Here is a 17098-nt window from a genome sequence, read left to right on the forward strand (position 1 = left end):
GACCGTTCACCTGTTCGCTGTGTCAGGCTCGGGCCATGCGCTACATCATGATCGGAGCGGGGGCCATCGGCGGCAGCGTCGGCGGACGCCTCGCCGAGGCGGGGCACGAGGTCGTCCTGGTCGCGCGCGGCGCGCACCACGAGGCGCTGCGGGAGCGCGGGCTCACCCTGAGGACGCCCGACGGGGCCCGCACCCACCGGCCGCCCGTCGTCCAGGACCCGGCCGACCTCGGCGAACTGCGCGCCGACGACGTGCTCGTGCTCGCCGTGAAGACGCAGGACGCCGAAGCCGCCCTCGACGCCTGGGCCGTCCGGCCCGTCGAGGGCGGCACGACCGCCGCCGAGGCGCTGCCGCTGGTCTGCGCGCAGAACGGTGTCGAGAGCGAGCGGATGGCACTGCGCCGCTTCCGCCACGTGTACGGCATGTGCGTGTACCTGCCCGCCACGTACGTCGAGCCCGGCACCGTGTCCGCCGCCGGTGCCCCCTACACGGGCATGCTGCACCTCGGCCGCTACCCGGCGGGCGCCGACGACACCGCGCGCCGCGTCGCCGCCGACCTGGAGAGCGCCAAGCTGCTCGCGCCCGTGGTCGAGGACGTGATGCGCTGGAAGTACGGCAAGCTCCTCGGCAACCTCGCCAACGCCGTCGAGGCCCTCACCGGACCCCTCACCGACGAGGACGCCCTCGCCCTCGTGCGGCGGGCCCGGGCCGAGGGCGAGGCCGTGCTCGCCGCCGCGGGGATCGACGCGGTCGGCGAGCGGGAGCAGCGTGAGACGCGCGGCGAGCGCGTCGTCCTCGAACCGCTGCCCGGCGTGCCCCGGGGCGGCGGCTCCTCCTGGCAGAGCCTCAGCCGCGGCACCGGCACCATCGAGGCCGACTACCTCAACGGTGAGATCGCGCTCCTGGGCCGGCTGCACGGTGTGCCGACCCCGGTGAACGACGTGCTGCGGCGGCTCGCCAACGCGTTCGCGCGGGAGCGCAGGGAGGCGGGGTCGATGGCGGTGGGGGAGTTGGTCGCGCTGGTGGAGAAGGGGTAGCTCGCGGGGCGCGGTGCGGGGGTGCGGTGCGGGGTCAGGCCGGGGTCACGTCGGCCAGTCCGCGGCCCGCGACGTGAACTGGAGCGTCGTGCTCCCGTCGTCCTCGCGCACCTCGCGGCCCTGCGTGAAGCCGAGCCGCTTCAGCACCGCTATGGACGGCGTGTTCAACGCGTCGACGGTGGCGTGCACCTCGGCGAGGCCCAGGGTCCGGTGGCCGTGGTCGGTAAGCAGGCGCGCCAGCTCCGTGCCGAGGCCGAGGCCCCAACTGCTCCGGGAGAGCCCGTACACGATCTCGTGTCCGTCCAGCCACGGCTCGGGCGACGGCTTGATCTCCGCGTGCCCCGCGTACCGGCCCTCGTGCCGCACCGCCCACACCGGGAAGCGCGCCTCCGCGTACACGATCCCGAACAGCCGCGCGAACAGCGCCCGGTCCGCCTCCGCGCTGCGCATCCCGTCGCCGAACCAGCGGCCCACGGCCTCGTCCTGGAACAGCGCCACGAAGTCCGACTCGTCGGACGCGGCATAGGCGGAGAGCACGAGGCGCTCGGACCTCAGTTCGGGGGTGAACGGCTCGGACGTCATCCGCGAGACGGTATTGGGGGGTGGGGGGCTCCGCAAGCGGTTTCTGGCCGGGGGCCTGGGCAAGATCAGGTCAGGGTTGGTGGGGGTTTGTTTTCACCTGCGGGGCGGTGGGGGCTGAGCGCGCAGTTCCCCGCGCCCCTTACGGGGCTGGTCGTGGTTTTTCGCCTGCGGGTGGTGGGGGTTGAGCGCGCAGTTCCCCGCGCCCCTTGCGGGGCCCCCTGGCCCGGTGTGCCCCTTGCGGGGCGTCCCCCTGGCTCGGTGTGCCCCTCGGTCAGTTGTCAGCCTGCGGCTCGTAGTGCGGGGTGCGGTGGGGGCTTGATGTTTCCCGCGCGGGTGGGTGGGTGGGGAAGATCCGCCGCGAAGCGGTGGCACGCGTCGAAGCGGTTCAGGAGGAGGCGGGCGACCAGGGGGGAGTCCCCGAGGACGTCGGCGAGGACGTCGGCGTCGGCCGCGCCGCGGGCGATTCGGTCGGGCAGGAAGCCGGGGGCCAGGACGTACGGGGCGACGGCGACCTGGCGTACCCCGGGCGTACCCCGCAGCTGGCGCACCGCCTGTTCCGTGCGGGGAAGAGTGGCGGAGGCGAACGCAGGCCGCACGGCGCACCAACCGGTGTGCCGCCACTCCCGCGCGATGTCAGCGATCACTGCGATCGCCTCCGGGTCGGTGGAGCCCGCCGAGGCCAGGACGACCCCGGTCGTGGGCTTGTCGGCGGGGTCGAGCCCCGCCTCGTACAGCCGCGTCTCGAGCGCGGTCAGGAGCAGCGGCGAGGGGCCGAGCACCCCCGCCTGCCGCACCCTGAGGCCCGGCGGGGCCTCCCGCAGGACCGCCGGGATGTCGGCCTTCGCGTGGAAGGCGCGGGTGAGGAGCAGCGGCAGGGCGACGACGTCGCGTACCCCTTCCTCGGCGAGGGAGTCCAGGACGGCCGGCACGGAGGGGGTGTTGAAGTCGAGGAACCCCACCTCCACGCGGAGGCCGGGCCGCAGGCCCGCCGCCGTGCGCAGCAGCGCCCGCACGCTCGCGGCATGCCGGGGGTCCCGGCTGCCGTGGGCGACGACCAGAAGGACGGGACGGGTCGTGTGGCGCATCGGAATCAGCTCTTCACCAGGAGGCCGCGGCTGCGCAGCACCCACCGCTCGAGGGGACTGAAGATGAGCAGGTCGATGGCGATGCCGACGATCAGGATGAGCAGGATGGCGAGGAAGACCTGGGACATGCTGCTGTTGGTACGGCCCGCTTCGAGGAGCTGGCCGAGGCCGATGCCCAGGTCGGGGGACTGCGCGATGATCTCCGCGGCCATCAGGGAGCGCCAGGAGAACGCCCAGCCCTGCTTCAGGCCCGCCACGTAGCCGGGCAGCGCCGCGGGCATCACGATGTGCCAGGCGCTGCGCAGCCCGCGCGCGCCGAGGGTGCGGCCCGCGCGCAGGACCAGCGGCGGGATCTGGTCGACGCCCGCGACCAGGCCGTTGGCGATGGAGGGCACCGCGCCGAGCAGGATCACCGCGTACATCATGGAGTCGTTGAGGCCCAGCCAGATCACGGCGGGCGGCACCCACGCCACCGACGGCAGCGACTGCAGGCCGGACAGGATCGGGCCGATGGCCGCCCGCACGAAGCGGATCCGCGCCACGATCAGGCCGAGCGGCGTGCCGATGGCGAGGGCCATCAGGAAGCCGAACAGGCCGCGCTCGACGCTGGTCCAGATGTAGTCGAGCAGGGTGCCCTGCCGCCAGGAGGCCTCGACCTCGTCCCACACCGCCGAGGGCGCGGGCAGCTTGTAGCTGTCGGTGACCTTCGCCCAGACCAGGATCTGCCACACCACGAGGACGAGGACGACGGCGGTGATCGGCGGCAGGACCTTCTGGACCAGGGTCTCGCGCAGCGGGGTGCGCCGCGTCTGCACCGTGTCCAGGGCGTCCAGGCCCGCCTCCAGACCGGCCAGGTCGTGGGCGTCCCGCGGTCCTTCCGCCTGCCCCGGGCCGCCGGATTTCGCGGGCGTCGTCGTGTCAGTGCTGCCCATGGCGGCGGATCTCCCCACGCAGTTGTTCGGTGATCTCGACGGAGAGCTCCGCCACGGCCGCGTCCTCGATGCGGCGCGGCTGCTCGATGTCGACCTGCCACTCGCGCGCCACCCGGCCGGGCCGCGACGAGAGCAGCACGACGCGCTGGGCGAGCCGCACCGCCTCGCGGACGTTGTGCGTGACGAACAGGACCGAGACGCCGGTCTCGCGCCAGACACGCATCAGCTCGTCGTGCAGGACGTCGCGGGTGATGGCGTCGAGGGCCGCGAACGGCTCGTCCATCAGCAGGAGCTGGCTGTCCTGGGCGAGCGCGCGGGCCAGCGCGACGCGCTGGCGCATGCCGCCGGACAGCTCGTGCACCCGCTTGCCGTGGGCGCCCTTCAGACGGACCAGGGAGAGCAGCTCCTCGGCCCTGGGGCGCCGCTCGGCCTTCGGCACGCCCCGCAGCCTGAGGGCCAGCTCGATGTTCTTGCCCGCGGTCAGCCACGGGAACAGCGCGTGCTCCTGGAACATCAGCGCGGGCCGCCCGTCCGTGGCGATGGTGCCCGCGGTGGGCCGGTCGAGCCCGGCCGCGAGGTTCAGCAGCGTCGACTTGCCGCACCCGGAGGCTCCCAGCAGGGTGACGAACTCGCCGCGCGCGACGTCGAGCGTGATGTCGTCGAGGACGAGCTGCTGCCCCGCCGGAGTGGCGAAGGACTTCGAGACGTGCTCGATGCGCGCGGCGACGTCGAGCGTCGCGACCTCGCCGACGGCGGCGTCGGCGGACTGCGCGGACCTGGTCTTGGTAAGCGTGCTGGCCATGGTCGTCACCTCCTGGGATCCCTGAACCGGCTCTGGACTGTGCCTACTTGACGCCGAGTCCGGCGTCGTCGACCGCGGGCCTGCCCGCCGCCTTCAGGACCTTGCCGAGCGGCCGCAGATCGTAGATGCCCTTCAGGTCGGGCGCCTCGAGCAGGCCCGCCCTGACCGCGTGGTCGGCCTCGGTGTCGAGCGTCGCCGCCAGCGGGTCGTCGGTGAACTGGATCGACTTCCACGCCGGGTCGATGACCTCGTCGGGCAGCGCCTTGCCGGAGAGCTGCTTCAGCTTGGCGTTGGCGGCGGCCTTCGCCTTCTCGGGGTGCTCCTTGATGAACTGGTTGGTCTTCACCGAGCCCCGCAGGACCGCCTCGACGACCTTCGGGTGCTTCTTCAGGAAGTCCTGCGACACGATGATGTTGGTGATCACGAACTTCTTGTCCGGCCACAGGTCGGACTCGTCGAGGAGCACCTTGCCGCCCTCGGCGACCAGCTTGGACGCGGTCGGCTCCGGCACCCAGGCGCCGTCGACCGAGCCGGACCTGTACGCGTCCGGGGTGATCTTGTTGTCGGTGCGGACCACGGAGACGTCGCCCTTGCCGCTCTGCGCGTCGACCTTCCAGCCCTTCTCCCGCACCCAGTTGAGGAACGCCACGTCCTGGGTGTTGCCGAGCTGCGGGGTCGCGATCTTCTTGCCCTTGACGTCGTCGAGGGACTTCACCTTGTCCGGGTTCACCACGAGCTTCACGCCGCCGGACGCCGAACCGCCGATGATGCGCAGGTTCTCGCCGTCGGACTTGGTGTAGCCGTTGATGGCCGGGGACGGGCCGATCCAGCCGATGTCGATGGACTTCGAGTTCAGCGCCTCGATCTCCGAGGGACCCGCGTTGAACTGCGCGTACGTCGCCTTGGTGCCGCCCAGCTCCTTCTGCAGGATGCCTTCCTGGTCCCCGACGAGCGCCGTGCCGTGCGTGAGGTTCGGGAAGTACCCGATCTTCACCGTGTCCAGGCCCTCGATCTTCTTCGCGTTGGCGGCGATCTTGGCCTTGCCGCTGTCGCCGGAGTCGGCCTCCGAGCCGTAGCCGCAGGCGGAGAGGGTCAGGGCGAGCAGGGGGAGCGCGGCGGCGGCCCCGAGTGCGCCGCGGCGGCGGGCGGAGCGGGACGGGCGGTAGGCGAGCACGGGAGGTGTTCCTCTCGTTGGCCCGGCGGTCACAGCCTCAGGGCGTGGCCGGGAGCAGGTCGGCGGATCTTCGTCTGCGTGCGAAGGGACGGCGGGGGGTGCGGGCGCGCATGCGGTGCGCGTACGTCAGCGCGCACATCGCGCGACTCCGCCCTGCCCGCTGCCCAGCGCGCCGCTGCCGACGCGTCCGCCCTCCTTGGCGAACGTCGCGTACACGTCGATGGAGGTCATGGTCAGAAGTCCCAGCCCTCGTCGTCCGCGGGCGCGCCATGGGCGTCCTCGGCCTTGGCGAAGGCCTCGCCCGCCATGCCCGCGGCCAGCGTGGTGCCGTCCGCCGGGTCGATGAGCAGGAAGGAGCCGGTGCGGCGGGAGTCGGCGTACGCGTCGAGCGCGAGCGGCTCCGCGGTGCGCACCAGGACCCGGCCGATGTCGTTGGCGACGAGCTGCCCGGGGTTCGGATGCTGGGACAGGTCGTCCAGGGTGAGCCGGGACGGGATCTGCTTCACGATCGCCTTGACCGTACGCGTGGTGTGCTTGAGCAGCACCCGCTGGCCCACCACGAGCGGGGTGTCCGCGACGTGGCAGACGGTCGCCGCGATGTCCTGGCTGGTGGACGGCGTATCACTGCTCGGGACGAGCAGATCACCCCGTGAGACGTCGATGTCGTCCTCCAGGAGCACCGTCACGGACTGCGGGGTCCACGCCACGTCCACGGGCTTGCCGAGCAGGTCGATGCCCGCGACCTTCGAGGTCCGGCCCGACGGAAGGACGGTGACCGACTCGCCGACCCGGAACGTGCCCGCGGCGATCTGGCCCGCGTACCCCCGGTAGTCGGGGTGCTCGGCGGTCTGCGGCCGGATCACGTACTGCACCGGCAGGCGCGCGTGGCAGCTCGTCAGGTCGTGGCTGACGGGCACGGTCTCCAGGTGCTCCAGGACCGTCGGGCCGCCGTACCAGTCCATGTTCGACGACGGCTCCACCACGTTGTCCCCGGCGAGCGCCGAGATCGGGATGGCGGTGATCTCGGGGACGCCCAACTCGCCTGCGTACGCGGTGAACTCCTCCGCGATCTTCGCGAACACCTTCTCCTCGTACGCGACCAGGTCCATCTTGTTCACGGCGAGCACCACGTGCGGCACCCGAAGGAGCGCCGCCACGGCGGCGTGCCTGCGGGTCTGCTCGATGACGCCGTTGCGGGCGTCGACGAGGACCACGGCCAGGTCGGCCGTGGAGGCGCCGGTGACCATGTTGCGGGTGTACTGCACATGGCCCGGGGTGTCGGCGAGGATGAAGCGGCGCCGGGGCGTGGCGAAGTAGCGGTACGCCACGTCGATGGTGATGCCCTGCTCCCGCTCGGCCCGCAGGCCGTCGGTGAGCAGCGCCAGGTCCGGGCCCTCGGCGCCGCGGCTGCGCGAGGCGTGCTCGACGGCCTCCAGCTGGTCGGCGAGGACCGACTTGGAGTCGTGGAGCAGGCGCCCGACGAGCGTGGACTTGCCGTCGTCGACGGAGCCCGCGGTGGCGAACCGCAGCAGCGTGGTCGCGGACAGACCGGCGAGTTCCCCGGCGGCGGTGTCGATGGTGCTGGTCATGGCTAGAAGTACCCCTCGCGCTTGCGGTCTTCCATCGCGGCCTCGGAGAGCTTGTCGTCGGCGCGGGTCGCGCCGCGCTCGGTGAGCCGGGACGCGGCGATCTCGGTGATCACGGCCGCGAGCGTCGTCGCGTCGGAGTCGACGGCGCCGGTGCAGGACATGTCGCCGACCGTGCGGTAGCGCACCTGGCGCCGCACGACGTCCTCGCCGTCCTTGGGGCCGCCCCAGTCGCCCGCGGTCAGCCACATGCCGGAGCGCTTGAAGACGTCCCGCTCGTGCGCGAAGTAGATCTCCGGCAGCGCGATCGACTCGCGGGCGATGTACTGCCACACGTCCAGCTCGGTCCAGTTGGACAGCGGGAACACCCGGACGTGCTCGCCGGGGGCGTGCCGGCCGTTGTAGAGCTGCCACAGCTCGGGGCGCTGGCGGCGCGGGTCCCACTGCGAGAACTCGTCGCGCAGCGAGAACACCCGCTCCTTGGCCCGCGCCTTCTCCTCGTCGCGCCGCCCGCCGCCGAAGACCGCGTCGAACCGCTCGGCCTGGATCTTCTCGGTGAGCGGCAGCGTCTGCAGCGGGTTGCGGGTGCCGTCGGGGCGCTCGCGCAGGACACCGCGGTCGATGTAGTCCTGCACGGACGCCACGTGCAGGCGCAGACCGTGCTCGGCCACCACCCGGTCGCGGTACTCGATGACCTCGGGGAAGTTGTGCCCGGTGTCGACGTGCAGGAGCGCGAAGGGCACCGGCGCCGGGGCGAAGGCCTTCAGCGCCAGATGCAGCATGACGATGGAGTCCTTGCCGCCGGAGAACAGGATCACCGGCCGCTCGAACTCGCCCGCGACCTCGCGGAAGATGTGCACGGCCTCGGACTCAAGGGCGTCCAGGTGCGACAGCGCGTACGGGCTGTCGCTCACCGGACTCCCTTCGGCGTCACCGGAGTTGCCGGTGCCTTCATTGACGCTGGCGGCGGTCGTCACACCAGACCCCTTTCGTTGAGCAGCGCGTACACGGCTGCCGCGGACTCCTGCACGGTCTGGTCCTGGGACTCGATGCGCAGATCGGGCGACTCGGGCTCCTCGTACGGGTCGTCGACGCCGGTGAGCCCCGATATCTCGCCCGCGGCCTGCTTGGCGTACAGGCCCTTCACGTCCCGTACGGAGCAGACCTCCACCGGCGTGGCCACGTGCACCTCCAAGTAGGCGGTGCCGCCCGCCTGGTGGCGCTTGCGGACCGCCTCGCGGCTGTCCGTGAACGGCGCGATCACCGGGACCAGGGCGAGGACGCCGTTGCGGGCGAGGAGTTCGGCGACGAAGCCGATGCGCTGGACGTTGGTGTCCCGGTCGGCGCGGCTGAAGCCGAGGCCCGCCGAGAGGAACTCGCGGATCTCGTCGCCGTCGAGGACCTCCACCCGGTGGCCCTCCGCGCGCAGGGTGCGCGCCAGCTCGTGGGCGATGGTGGTCTTGCCCGCGCTGGGCAGGCCCGTGAGCCAGACGGTGGCTCCGGTCACGTGGGTCTCCTGAACACTTCGGGGGGTTGTCGTCGTCGCTGTCGTCGCTGTTCGAGGGGCCGTCATCCGTGCAGCCCGCATTCGGTCTTGGCGCGTCCCGCCCAGCGTCCCGCGCGGGCGTCCTCCCCTTCGAGGAGGCGCCGGGTGCAGGGCGCGCAGCCCACGGAGCCGTAGCCGTCCATGAGCAGCGGATTGGTGAGGACGCCGTGCTCGGTGACGTACGCGTCCACGTCGTCCTGCGTCCAGCGGGCGATCGGCGAGACCTTGACCTTCCGCCGCTTCTCGTCCCAGCCGACGACCGGCGTGTTCGCGCGGGTCGGGGACTCGTCGCGGCGCAGGCCCGTGGCCCACGCGGTGTACCCGGCGAGGCCCTCTTCGAGGGGCTTCACCTTGCGCATCGCGCAGCACAGGTCCGGGTCGCGGTCGTGCAGCCGGGGTCCGTACGCGGCGTCCTGCTCGGCCACGGTCAGCTCGGGGACGAGCGTGATGACGTTGACGTCCATGACGGCCTCGACGGCGTCACGGGTGCCGATGGTCTCGGGGAAGTGGTAGCCGGTGTCGAGGAACACCACGTCCACGCCGGGCCGGGCGCGCGCGGCGAGGTGGGCGACCACGGCGTCCTCCATCGACGACGTCACGCAGAACCGCGCGCCGAAGGTGTCCACGGCCCAGCGGAGGATGTCGAGCGCGGAGGCGTCCTCCAGGTCGCGCCCGGCCTGCTCGGCGAGCGCCCGCAGCTCGGCCGCGGCCGCTGTGTCGGGCTCCTGAGCTGTCGTCATATCGATTCCCCTCCAGGGTCGTTGCGCTGAAGTCCACGGGTCAGAAGACCGAGGAACTTCAACTGGAAGGCGCGGTTGCACGCCGCGCATTCCCACGCGCCGTGGCCCTGCTCGCTGGGCCGCAGGTCCTCGTCGCCGCAGTAGGGGCAGTAGAAGGGGGCGGCGCGCTCGCTCATGACAGCGCCTCCTCGGAGGCCCGCGCGGCCCAGGTGGCGAACCGCTCGCCGTCCTCGCGCTCGGCCTGGAACCGCTTGAGCACGCGCTCCACGTAGTCCGGCAGCTCGGCCGACGTCACCTTCAGGCCGCGCACCTTGCGGCCGAACCCGGCCTCCAGGCCGAGCGCGCCGCCCAGGTGCACCTGGAAGCCCTCGACCTGGTTGCCGTCGTCGTCCAGGACCAGCTGGCCCTTGAGGCCGATGTCGGCGACCTGGATGCGGGCGCAGGCGTTCGGGCAGCCGTTGATGTTGATGGTGATGGGCTCGTCGAACTCCGGGATGCGGCGCTCCAGTTCGTCGATGAGGGAGGCGCCGCGCGCCTTCGTCTCGACGATCGCGAGCTTGCAGAACTCGATGCCGGTGCAGGCCATGGTGCCGCGCCGGAAGGAGGAGGGGCGGACCTTGAGGTCCAGCGACTCCAGGCCCTCGACCAGCGACTCGACCTGGTCCTCGGTCACATCGAGCACGATCATCTTCTGCTCGGCGGTGGTCCGCAGGCGGCCCGAGCCGTGTGCGGCGGCCAGGTCGGCGATCTTCGTCAGTACGGTGCCGTCGACGCGGCCGACGCGCGGGGCGAAGCCGACGTAGAACCTGCCGTCCTGCTGCCGGTGCACACCGACGTGGTCGCGCCAGCGCTGGACCGGCTGGGCGGGGGCGGGGCCGTCGGCCAGCTTGCGCAGCAGGTACTCGTCCTCAAGGACCTGGCGGAACTTCGCCACGCCCCAGTCGGCGAGCAGGAACTTCAGCCGGGCGCGGGTGCGCAGGCGGCGGTAGCCGTAGTCGCGGAAGATCGAGATGACGCCCTCGTAGACGTCCGCCACGTCCTCCAGGGGCACCCAGGCGCCGAGACGCTGGCCGATCTTGGGGTTGGTGGACAGGCCGCCGCCGACCCACAGGTCGAAGCCGGGGCCAAGGTCGGGGTGGACGACGCCGACGAACGCGATGTCGTTGATCTCGTGCGCCACGTCCAGGAGCGGCGAGCCGGAGATCGCGGACTTGAACTTGCGGGGCAGGTTGGAGAAGGCCGGGTTGCCGACGATGCGGCGCTGGATCTCGTCGACGGCGGGCGTGCCGTCGATGATCTCGTCCTCGGCGATGCCCGCGACGGGGGAGCCGAGGATGACGCGCGGGGTGTCGCCGCAGGCCTCGGTCGTGGACAGGCCCACGCCCTCCAGGCGGCGCCAGATCTCCGGCATGTCCTCGATGCGGATCCAGTGGTACTGGATGTTCTGCCGGTCGGTGATGTCGGCGGTGCCGCGCGCGAACTCCTGCGAGATCTCGCCGATCACGCGCAGCTGGTCGGTGGTGAGGCGGCCGCCGTCGATGCGCACCCGCAGCATGAAGTACTCGTCGTCCAGCTCCTCCGGCTCCAGGATCGCGGTCTTGCCGCCGTCGATCCCGGGCTTGCGCTGGGTGTACAGACCCCACCAGCGCATCCGGCCGCGCAGGTCGTTCGGGTCGATGGAGTCGAAACCGCGCTTGGAGTAGATCGTCTCAATGCGTGTCCGCACATTGAGACCGTCGTCGTCCTTCTTGAACTGCTCGTTTCCGTTGAGCGGGGTGAAGTGACCGACAGCCCACTGGCCCTCGCCACGGTGGCGGCTCGCCTTGCGCCGGGGCGCGCGGGGGGCGGCGGTCGCGGTGTCTTCAGGGTTGGCAGCCATGGGTGTATGTCCTTCACAGCGGGCTGAGAACGGCTCTGACCTGCACACTCGCGCAGAAGGCGCGGCGGTGCGCGGGAAGGGGGTCAGACAGGGAAGTGCGGCGGTGCTGGGTTTCTCAGCTCGCCGGACACATGGCGCTGGACATGCGGCCGAGGTCGACGTGACGTCGACTCACCAAGGCGGTTCCAGCTCGAGACATGACGGAAGCGTGGCACGCGCCTTTCGGCGCAGTCCACCTCTGTCCGTATCCTGGACGTAAGCGTCCCGCATCCTGGACAAACCATGGGGGCTGCGCCCCCGCTCCCCCGCTTTTTCGGCGCTCCGCACCTCGTCCTCAAACGCCGGACGGGCTATTTTTCCCCGCCCACCCACCCCATTCCGCCCGAGGGACGAAGCCCTCCCCGCCCGGAGGGCCAAGAAGGGCGGGTGGGTGGGGAAAGCCCGTCCGGCGATTGAGGACGAGGCGCGGAGCGCCGATCGGGGGCGCCCCCGGCCGAGGGTGACCGTGGGACGGCGTACGTCAGCCGCGTGCCCCGGGCCACGGGCCGGGGGTGACCTGCTCGGCCTGCTCCGAGACCTCCGTGTCGAACAGCTTGAAGCCCCGCCGCAGGTAGTTGTCCATCGCGTGCTCCCCGTCGAGGCTGCACGTGTGCACCCACACCCGCTTCGTGGCCGGCCGCCCAGGCCACCGCTCCGCGAGATCCCACGCGCGGGCCGTCCCGTACGAGAGGAGGTGCCCGCCGATCCGCCGCCCCCGGAAGGCGGGGATCAGGCCGAAGTAGAGGATCTCGACGACGCCGTCGTCCTGCGGGTCCAGCTCCACGTACCCGGCGGGGGTGCCCCTGTCGTACGCCACCCATGTCTCCACGCCCGGACGGGCCAGGTGCTCCTGCCACTGGGCGTAGCTGAGGGAGAGCCGGTCCACCCAGGTGATGTCGGCGCCGACGGACGCGTAGAGGAACCGGCTGAACTCGGGCGACGGCACCTCGGCCCGCACGATCCGGATGTCGCCGTCCGGCGCGGCGGCCGGGAGCAGATCCGTCGGGGCGGTCTGTTCGAGGGACCAGGTGGTGAGAGTGATGCTCATGCCGGTCAGGCAATCATGCGAGGCGGGGGCGGGCCAAGGCGGATTCCCGGGGGGCGTGCGAGCCGTCCCCGGGCGGCCGCGTGAGCCGTCCCCGGGGGCCGGGAAACGGCGGCCGCCGCCCCTCATGACTCGTGTAAACCGGCCCAGCGGGCCCCGCCCCCGTCAAGGCTCGGCCACCGCCCGCGCGCGCAGCACCGCGGGGGCGAGGGAGTGCGGGAGCAGCCGGGAGGGGTCCTCGGGCAGCAGCAGCTGGACGTCCGTGTCCTCGTGGAAGCGGTACGGGCGGTGGGCGAGCAGGCCGCCCAGATAGCGCCGGACGCGGGACAGCTCCGCGCGGACCGTCACCGTGCGCGCCGGATCGCCGAACAGGTCCGCGGCGAGGCCCGCGGCGGTCCGGCCCGAGCGGTGCACGGCGAGCAGATACAGCAACTCGGCGTGCCGGGGCGACAGTTCATGGGTCCAGCAGTCCGCGCTGCCGGTGACGGCGACCGTCCACCGGTGCGGCCCCGCGACGTCCACCACCACCCGCGTCCCGGCCCCGGGCCCGGCCACGTCCCGCTCCTCCTCGTCGAGCCGGAGCAGCCAGCCGCCGGGCAGCGGTGCCACCGTGCACATGCCGAGCGTGGGCAGCCAGGAGCGGCCGTCGGCGAGGGACTTGGGCAGGGCGATCCTGTCCACCGGCGGCATGCCCGTGACCGCCGCCGTCCAGCCGTGGCCGTCCACCGCGACGGCCCGCCCGTCCATCCGGGCGAGCACCGGCGCGGCCACCGAACGCAGCCGGTCCAGGGCCGTCAGATGCGCCTCGCGCAGCCGCGCCTCGGCGAGCTTGGCGACCGAGCAGACCAGGGCGAGCGTCGCCGGGTGCATGGTGTCGAGCGGCCCGCTGATGTCGACCACGCCGAGCAGCCGCCCGTTCCTCGGGTCGCTGATCGGCGCGCCCGTGCAGGTCCAGCGGTGGTGGGTGCGGACGAAGTGCTCGGCGGAGAAGACCTGCACGGGGCGCCGGGCCACCAGCGCGGTGCCGACGCCGTTCGTGCCGACGATGTTCTCCCGCCAGTCGGCGCCGATCTCGAAGCCGTGCCCGTCGGCCATCCGCAGCACCGACCTGTTGCCCTCGCGCCACAGCAGCCGCCCCTCGGCGTCCGCGACGACCATGATGTGCTGCGCGACGTCCGCGACCGAGAGCAGCCCCTCGCGCAGCACCGGAAGCACATGTCTGAGCGGCGACGCCTGCCGCCGCCGCTCCACCTCGTCCGTGCTCAACACGCCCGAGCGGAAGTCGTGTTCGGGGTCGACGCCGCTCGCCAGCATCCGGTCCCAGGACGCCCCTATCTCCGGCCGGGGCCCGACACGGGGCCGCTCGCCGGCGATCCTGGCGTCGCGCACCTCCCGAAGGAGCCGTGCGGCCTGCGCGGTCTTCACGGCCGTCAGCCGTTCGAGGTCGAAACTCGCGTACGTGTTCATCACCGTTCCTCCCGCTCCCCGAGCCCGCCGACAGAGGGGGACACGCCATCCATCGTGCCCTTCCGGGCGCGCCGAAGGACATGCTTCACCCAGGTCGTACGAACCCGGACCCGCACACCGTCCAGAGTTGCAACCCTCTGCAACTCTGGCGAACAGTCGTGCGGTGTTTGAAACTTGGCCGTGCGCCGCCCCGTGCGGCGCCCGTCCCGACGGGGCCTGAAGACCGGGGGTGGTGCCGTGTCGGCGCAGCACCACCCCCGTGACAGCGCCCGTCGGGCGTGAAACTCAGAGCCCCACGGCCGCCCGCTCCACCACCGCCCCCAGATTCAGGCTGTGCGGCAGCGTGCCGAACGCCGCGCCCCAGTCCCCGCCGAGCCGGGACGCGCAGAACACGTCGGCCACCTCCGCCGGGGCGTACCGCACGAGCAGCGAGCCCTGGAGCACCAGGGCCATCCGCTCCACCAGGCGCCGCGCCCGCGCCTCGACGCCGTTCAGGTCCGCCAGCTCCGTGAGCAGGTCCTTGATCGCGCCGTCCAGGCGGTGATCGGCCCCGCGCGCCGCGCCGACCTCCTCAAGGAACGCGGCGAGCGCCTGCGGCTCCCGCTGCAACGCCCGCAGCACGTCGAGCGCCTGGACGTTGCCCGAGCCCTCCCAGATGGAGTTCAGCGGCGCCTCGCGCAGGAGCCGCGGCATCCCCGACTCCTCGACGTACCCGTTGCCGCCCAGGCACTCCAGGGCCTCACCCGCGAGCGGGGTGCACCGCTTCGTCACCCAGTACTTCGCGGCCGGCACCGCGAGCCGCAGGAACGCCCGCTCCCGCTCGCTCCCGTCGTCGTACGCGGCCGCGAGCCGCAGCGCGAGCGTCGTCGCCGCCTCCGACTCCACCGCCAGATCCGCCAGGACGTTGCGCATCAGCGGCTTGTCGACCAGCTTGCCGCCGAACGCCTCCCGGTACGTGGCGTGATGCACGGCCTGCGCCACCGCCTGCCGCATCAGCGCCGCGGAGCCGATGACGCAGTCGAGCCGGGTCGCCGCCACCATCTCGATGATGGTGCGCACCCCGCGCCCCTCGTCGCCGACCCGGCGCGCCCAGGTCCCGTCGAATTCGACCTCGCTGGAGGCATTCGACTTGTTCCCGAGTTTGTCCTTCAGGCGCTGAATGCCGAATACGTTCCTGGAACCGTCCTCAAGGACCCGTGGCACCAGAAAACAAGTGAGTCCGGCCTCGGCCTGCGCGAGGACGAGAAAGCCGTCCGACATCGGCGCGGAACAGAACCACTTGTGCCCGACGAGTTCGTACGTCCCGTCCTCGGCGAGCGCCCGCGCCCGCGTCGTATTGGCCCGTACGTCACTGCCGCCCTGCTTCTCCGTCATGCCCATCCCGAAGAGCACGCCCGCCTTCTGCGCGGCCGGCCGCAGCCCCTCGTCGTACACCGTGGACGTCAGCCGCGGCTCCCACTCGGCGGCGAGCGCCGGGTCGGCGCGCAGCGCGGGCACCGCCGCGTGCGTCATCGACACCGGACAGCCGTGCCCGCCCTCCGTCTGCGTCCACACCAGGAAACCCGCCGCCCGCCGCACATGCCCGCCGGGACGGCTCCACGCCGCCGTCAGGCCCGCGCCGACGGCCTTGCTGAGCAGCCGGTGCCAGGACGGATGGAAGGAGACCTCGTCGATCCGGTTCCCATACCGGTCATGCGTGTGCAGAACGGGTGGATTCTCGTTCGCGAGCACCCCCCACTCCTGCGCCTGGGCGGAACCCGCGGTGCGGCCGAGGGCGGAGAGCTCCTCGCGAGTCGCCTCCAGGAGCGACGGGTCGAGATGCCGTTCGACCCCCTCCACCAGAGCGCGGTCGGACGTGAAGACGTCATATCCCACCAGGGGCGGAGCCTGGTTGGTCACTGTGTGGGTGGTGGCTGCCATGCCGCTACGGTAAGGAGGTGCACCAGGCAAAAGAAACACCCGGGCGGCCACACGGTCGCTGGAAACGGGCCCGCGCTCTCTACCGCAACGTCTCCAAGCGCAGGACCGCCTGGCTGCTGCTGAAGGACACCGTCAACTCCTGCATCGAGTACCGCGTCCTCGGGCTCGCGGCGGAGGCGGCGTTCTTCACGCTGCTGTCCGTGCCGCCGCTGCTGCTCAGCCTCATCGGGCTGCTCGCGTACGTCGACCGGTGGACCGGCGCGGACACCATCACCAGCGTCGAGAACAACATCCTCGAAGCGTCCCGGACGATCCTCTCCGACAAGGGCGTCCGCGAGATCGCGCAGCCGATCCTCGAGGACGTGATGAAGGTCGGGCGGCCCGACGTCATCTCCATAGGGTTCCTCTTCGCCCTCTGGTCGGGATCGCGCGCCGTCAACGTCTTCATCGACACCATCACCGTCATGTACGGACTCGACGGTGCCCGCGGCATCGTCAAGACCCGGATCCTCGCCTTCGGGCTCTTCCTCGTCGCCCTCGTCATCGGGTCCGTCGCGCTGCCGCTGATGGTGGCAGGGCCGGACGCGGTGGTGAAGCTGGTGCCGGGCTCGGCGACGGTCGTCCAGATCCTCTACTGGCCCGTCGTCACCTTCCTCTCCATCATCTTCCTCACCACCCTCTACCACGTGTCCGTGCCCGTGCGGTCGCCCTGGGTGGAGGACATGCCCGGGGCGCTCATCGCCCTCGGCATGTGGGTGCTCGGCAGCTTCCTGCTGCGCATCTACCTCACCAGTACCGTGGAAGGGCCCACGATCTACGGCTCGTTGGCCGCGCCCGTCGCCGTGCTCCTGTGGATCGGGATCTCCGCCTTCGCCGTGCTCGTCGGGGCGGCCGTCAACGCCGCCATAGACCGGGTGTGGCCGTCCGTCGCCACCGCCTCCGCCCGTGAGGCCAATGAGCGCGTGCGGGAGGCTAAGGCCGCCGAGCTCATCGCGCGGGCCGCGGCCGCGCGGGCCGCGGAGGATCCCGACGACCCCGACATGCCCTCGGAGTTCCCCGAGCGGTGGTCCCGCTTCCTGCCCCCCGACGACGTTTCCTCGCGCCTGCGCGCCCACCATCCGAAGCGCAACGGCGACGCCCCGGACCCGGACTAGCCCCTCCGGGGGTCCACCCGAAGCCACCTCCCGCCGGCCGGGGTGCCCCCCGAATCGGCGCTCCGCGCCTCGTCCTCAATCGCCGGACGGGCTCTCTCCCACCCACCCGC

The 17098-nt window shown here is 72.0% G+C and carries 17 protein-coding genes; 2 read left to right on the forward strand and 15 right to left on the reverse strand.

Annotation, left to right across the window (positions count from 1 at the left end; all coding sequences use genetic code 11):
- The first annotated feature begins 35 nt into the window (after positions 1 to 35).
- Positions 36 to 1037: a ketopantoate reductase family protein gene (locus OO63_RS37035; RefSeq protein ID WP_030360345.1), complete on the forward strand. Its 1002-nt coding sequence runs from the start codon at positions 36 to 38 to the stop codon at positions 1035 to 1037.
- A gap of 45 nt (positions 1038 to 1082) precedes the next feature.
- Here OO63_RS37035 and OO63_RS37040 read toward each other — a convergent pair whose 3' ends face one another.
- From OO63_RS37040 to OO63_RS37110, 15 genes are all read right to left on the reverse strand, one after another.
- Positions 1083 to 1619: a GNAT family N-acetyltransferase gene (locus tag OO63_RS37040; RefSeq protein WP_030360346.1), complete on the reverse strand. Its 537-nt coding sequence runs from the start codon at positions 1617 to 1619 to the stop codon at positions 1083 to 1085.
- 278 nt (positions 1620 to 1897) lie between these two features.
- Positions 1898 to 2704 (reverse strand): sirohydrochlorin chelatase, encoded by an 807-nt coding sequence (locus tag OO63_RS37045; protein ID WP_051811558.1) that lies wholly within the window; start codon positions 2702 to 2704, stop codon positions 1898 to 1900.
- 5 nt (positions 2705 to 2709) lie between these two features.
- Entirely contained in the window at positions 2710 to 3636 is a 927-nt protein-coding gene (locus OO63_RS37050; protein ID WP_030360348.1) for an ABC transporter permease, read from the reverse strand.
- Entirely contained in the window at positions 3623 to 4438 is an 816-nt protein-coding gene (locus OO63_RS37055; RefSeq protein WP_030360349.1) for an ABC transporter ATP-binding protein, read from the reverse strand. Before OO63_RS37055 ends, OO63_RS37050 begins: the two co-directional genes overlap by 14 nt.
- Before the next feature lie 43 nt (positions 4439 to 4481).
- Positions 4482 to 5612, reverse strand: a complete 1131-nt coding sequence (locus tag OO63_RS37060; RefSeq protein WP_030360350.1) for an ABC transporter substrate-binding protein — start codon at positions 5610 to 5612, stop codon at positions 4482 to 4484.
- Positions 5613 to 5845: 233 nt separating this feature from the next.
- Positions 5846 to 7201, reverse strand: a complete 1356-nt coding sequence (locus OO63_RS37070) for a sulfate adenylyltransferase subunit 1 (protein ID WP_030360352.1) — start codon at positions 7199 to 7201, stop codon at positions 5846 to 5848.
- A gap of 2 nt (positions 7202 to 7203) precedes the next feature.
- On the reverse strand, positions 7204 to 8175 hold the full coding sequence (gene cysD, locus OO63_RS37075) for a sulfate adenylyltransferase subunit CysD (protein WP_380833255.1): 972 nt from the start codon (positions 8173 to 8175) through the stop codon (positions 7204 to 7206).
- Positions 8172 to 8771 (reverse strand): adenylyl-sulfate kinase, encoded by a 600-nt coding sequence (gene cysC / locus OO63_RS37080; protein WP_199819521.1) that lies wholly within the window; start codon positions 8769 to 8771, stop codon positions 8172 to 8174. Before cysC ends, cysD begins: the two co-directional genes overlap by 4 nt.
- Entirely contained in the window at positions 8768 to 9484 is a 717-nt protein-coding gene (locus OO63_RS37085) for a phosphoadenylyl-sulfate reductase (RefSeq protein ID WP_030360355.1), read from the reverse strand. The genes cysC and OO63_RS37085 overlap by 4 nt, the downstream gene beginning before the upstream one ends.
- Positions 9481 to 9660 (reverse strand): hypothetical protein, encoded by a 180-nt coding sequence (locus OO63_RS37090; protein ID WP_030360356.1) that lies wholly within the window; start codon positions 9658 to 9660, stop codon positions 9481 to 9483. The genes OO63_RS37085 and OO63_RS37090 overlap by 4 nt, the downstream gene beginning before the upstream one ends.
- The gene (locus OO63_RS37095) at positions 9657 to 11363 is read right to left on the reverse strand and encodes a nitrite/sulfite reductase (RefSeq protein ID WP_030360357.1); all 1707 of its coding nucleotides are present in this window, start codon (positions 11361 to 11363) and stop codon (positions 9657 to 9659) included. Before OO63_RS37095 ends, OO63_RS37090 begins: the two co-directional genes overlap by 4 nt.
- 115 nt (positions 11364 to 11478) lie before the next feature.
- Positions 11479 to 11562, reverse strand: a complete 84-nt coding sequence (locus OO63_RS47645) for a putative leader peptide (protein WP_318657890.1) — start codon at positions 11560 to 11562, stop codon at positions 11479 to 11481.
- Positions 11563 to 11883: 321 nt separating this feature from the next.
- A complete protein-coding gene (locus OO63_RS37100) occupies positions 11884 to 12450 on the reverse strand; it encodes a GNAT family N-acetyltransferase (RefSeq protein WP_030360358.1) in 567 nt (188 codons plus the stop codon).
- A 162-nt stretch (positions 12451 to 12612) separates the two neighbouring features.
- Entirely contained in the window at positions 12613 to 13914 is a 1302-nt protein-coding gene (locus OO63_RS37105) for a GAF domain-containing protein (RefSeq protein WP_030360359.1), read from the reverse strand.
- Between the two features lie 285 nt (positions 13915 to 14199).
- Positions 14200 to 15834, reverse strand: coding sequence for an acyl-CoA dehydrogenase family protein (locus OO63_RS37110; RefSeq protein ID WP_030360360.1), 1635 nt, complete (start codon positions 15832 to 15834; stop codon positions 14200 to 14202).
- Between the two features lie 17 nt (positions 15835 to 15851).
- Here OO63_RS37110 and OO63_RS37115 point away from each other — a divergent pair, with 17 nt between their 5' ends.
- Positions 15852 to 16988 carry a YihY/virulence factor BrkB family protein gene (locus OO63_RS37115; protein WP_030360361.1) on the forward strand — a complete coding sequence of 379 codons (1137 nt, stop codon included), beginning with the start codon at positions 15852 to 15854 and terminating at the stop codon, positions 16986 to 16988.
- The last annotated feature ends 110 nt before the right edge of the window (positions 16989 to 17098 follow it).

Origin of the sequence: Streptomyces alboflavus (assembly GCF_000716675.1) — a bacterium.
Classification (GTDB): Bacteria; Actinomycetota; Actinomycetes; order Streptomycetales; family Streptomycetaceae; genus Streptomyces; species Streptomyces alboflavus.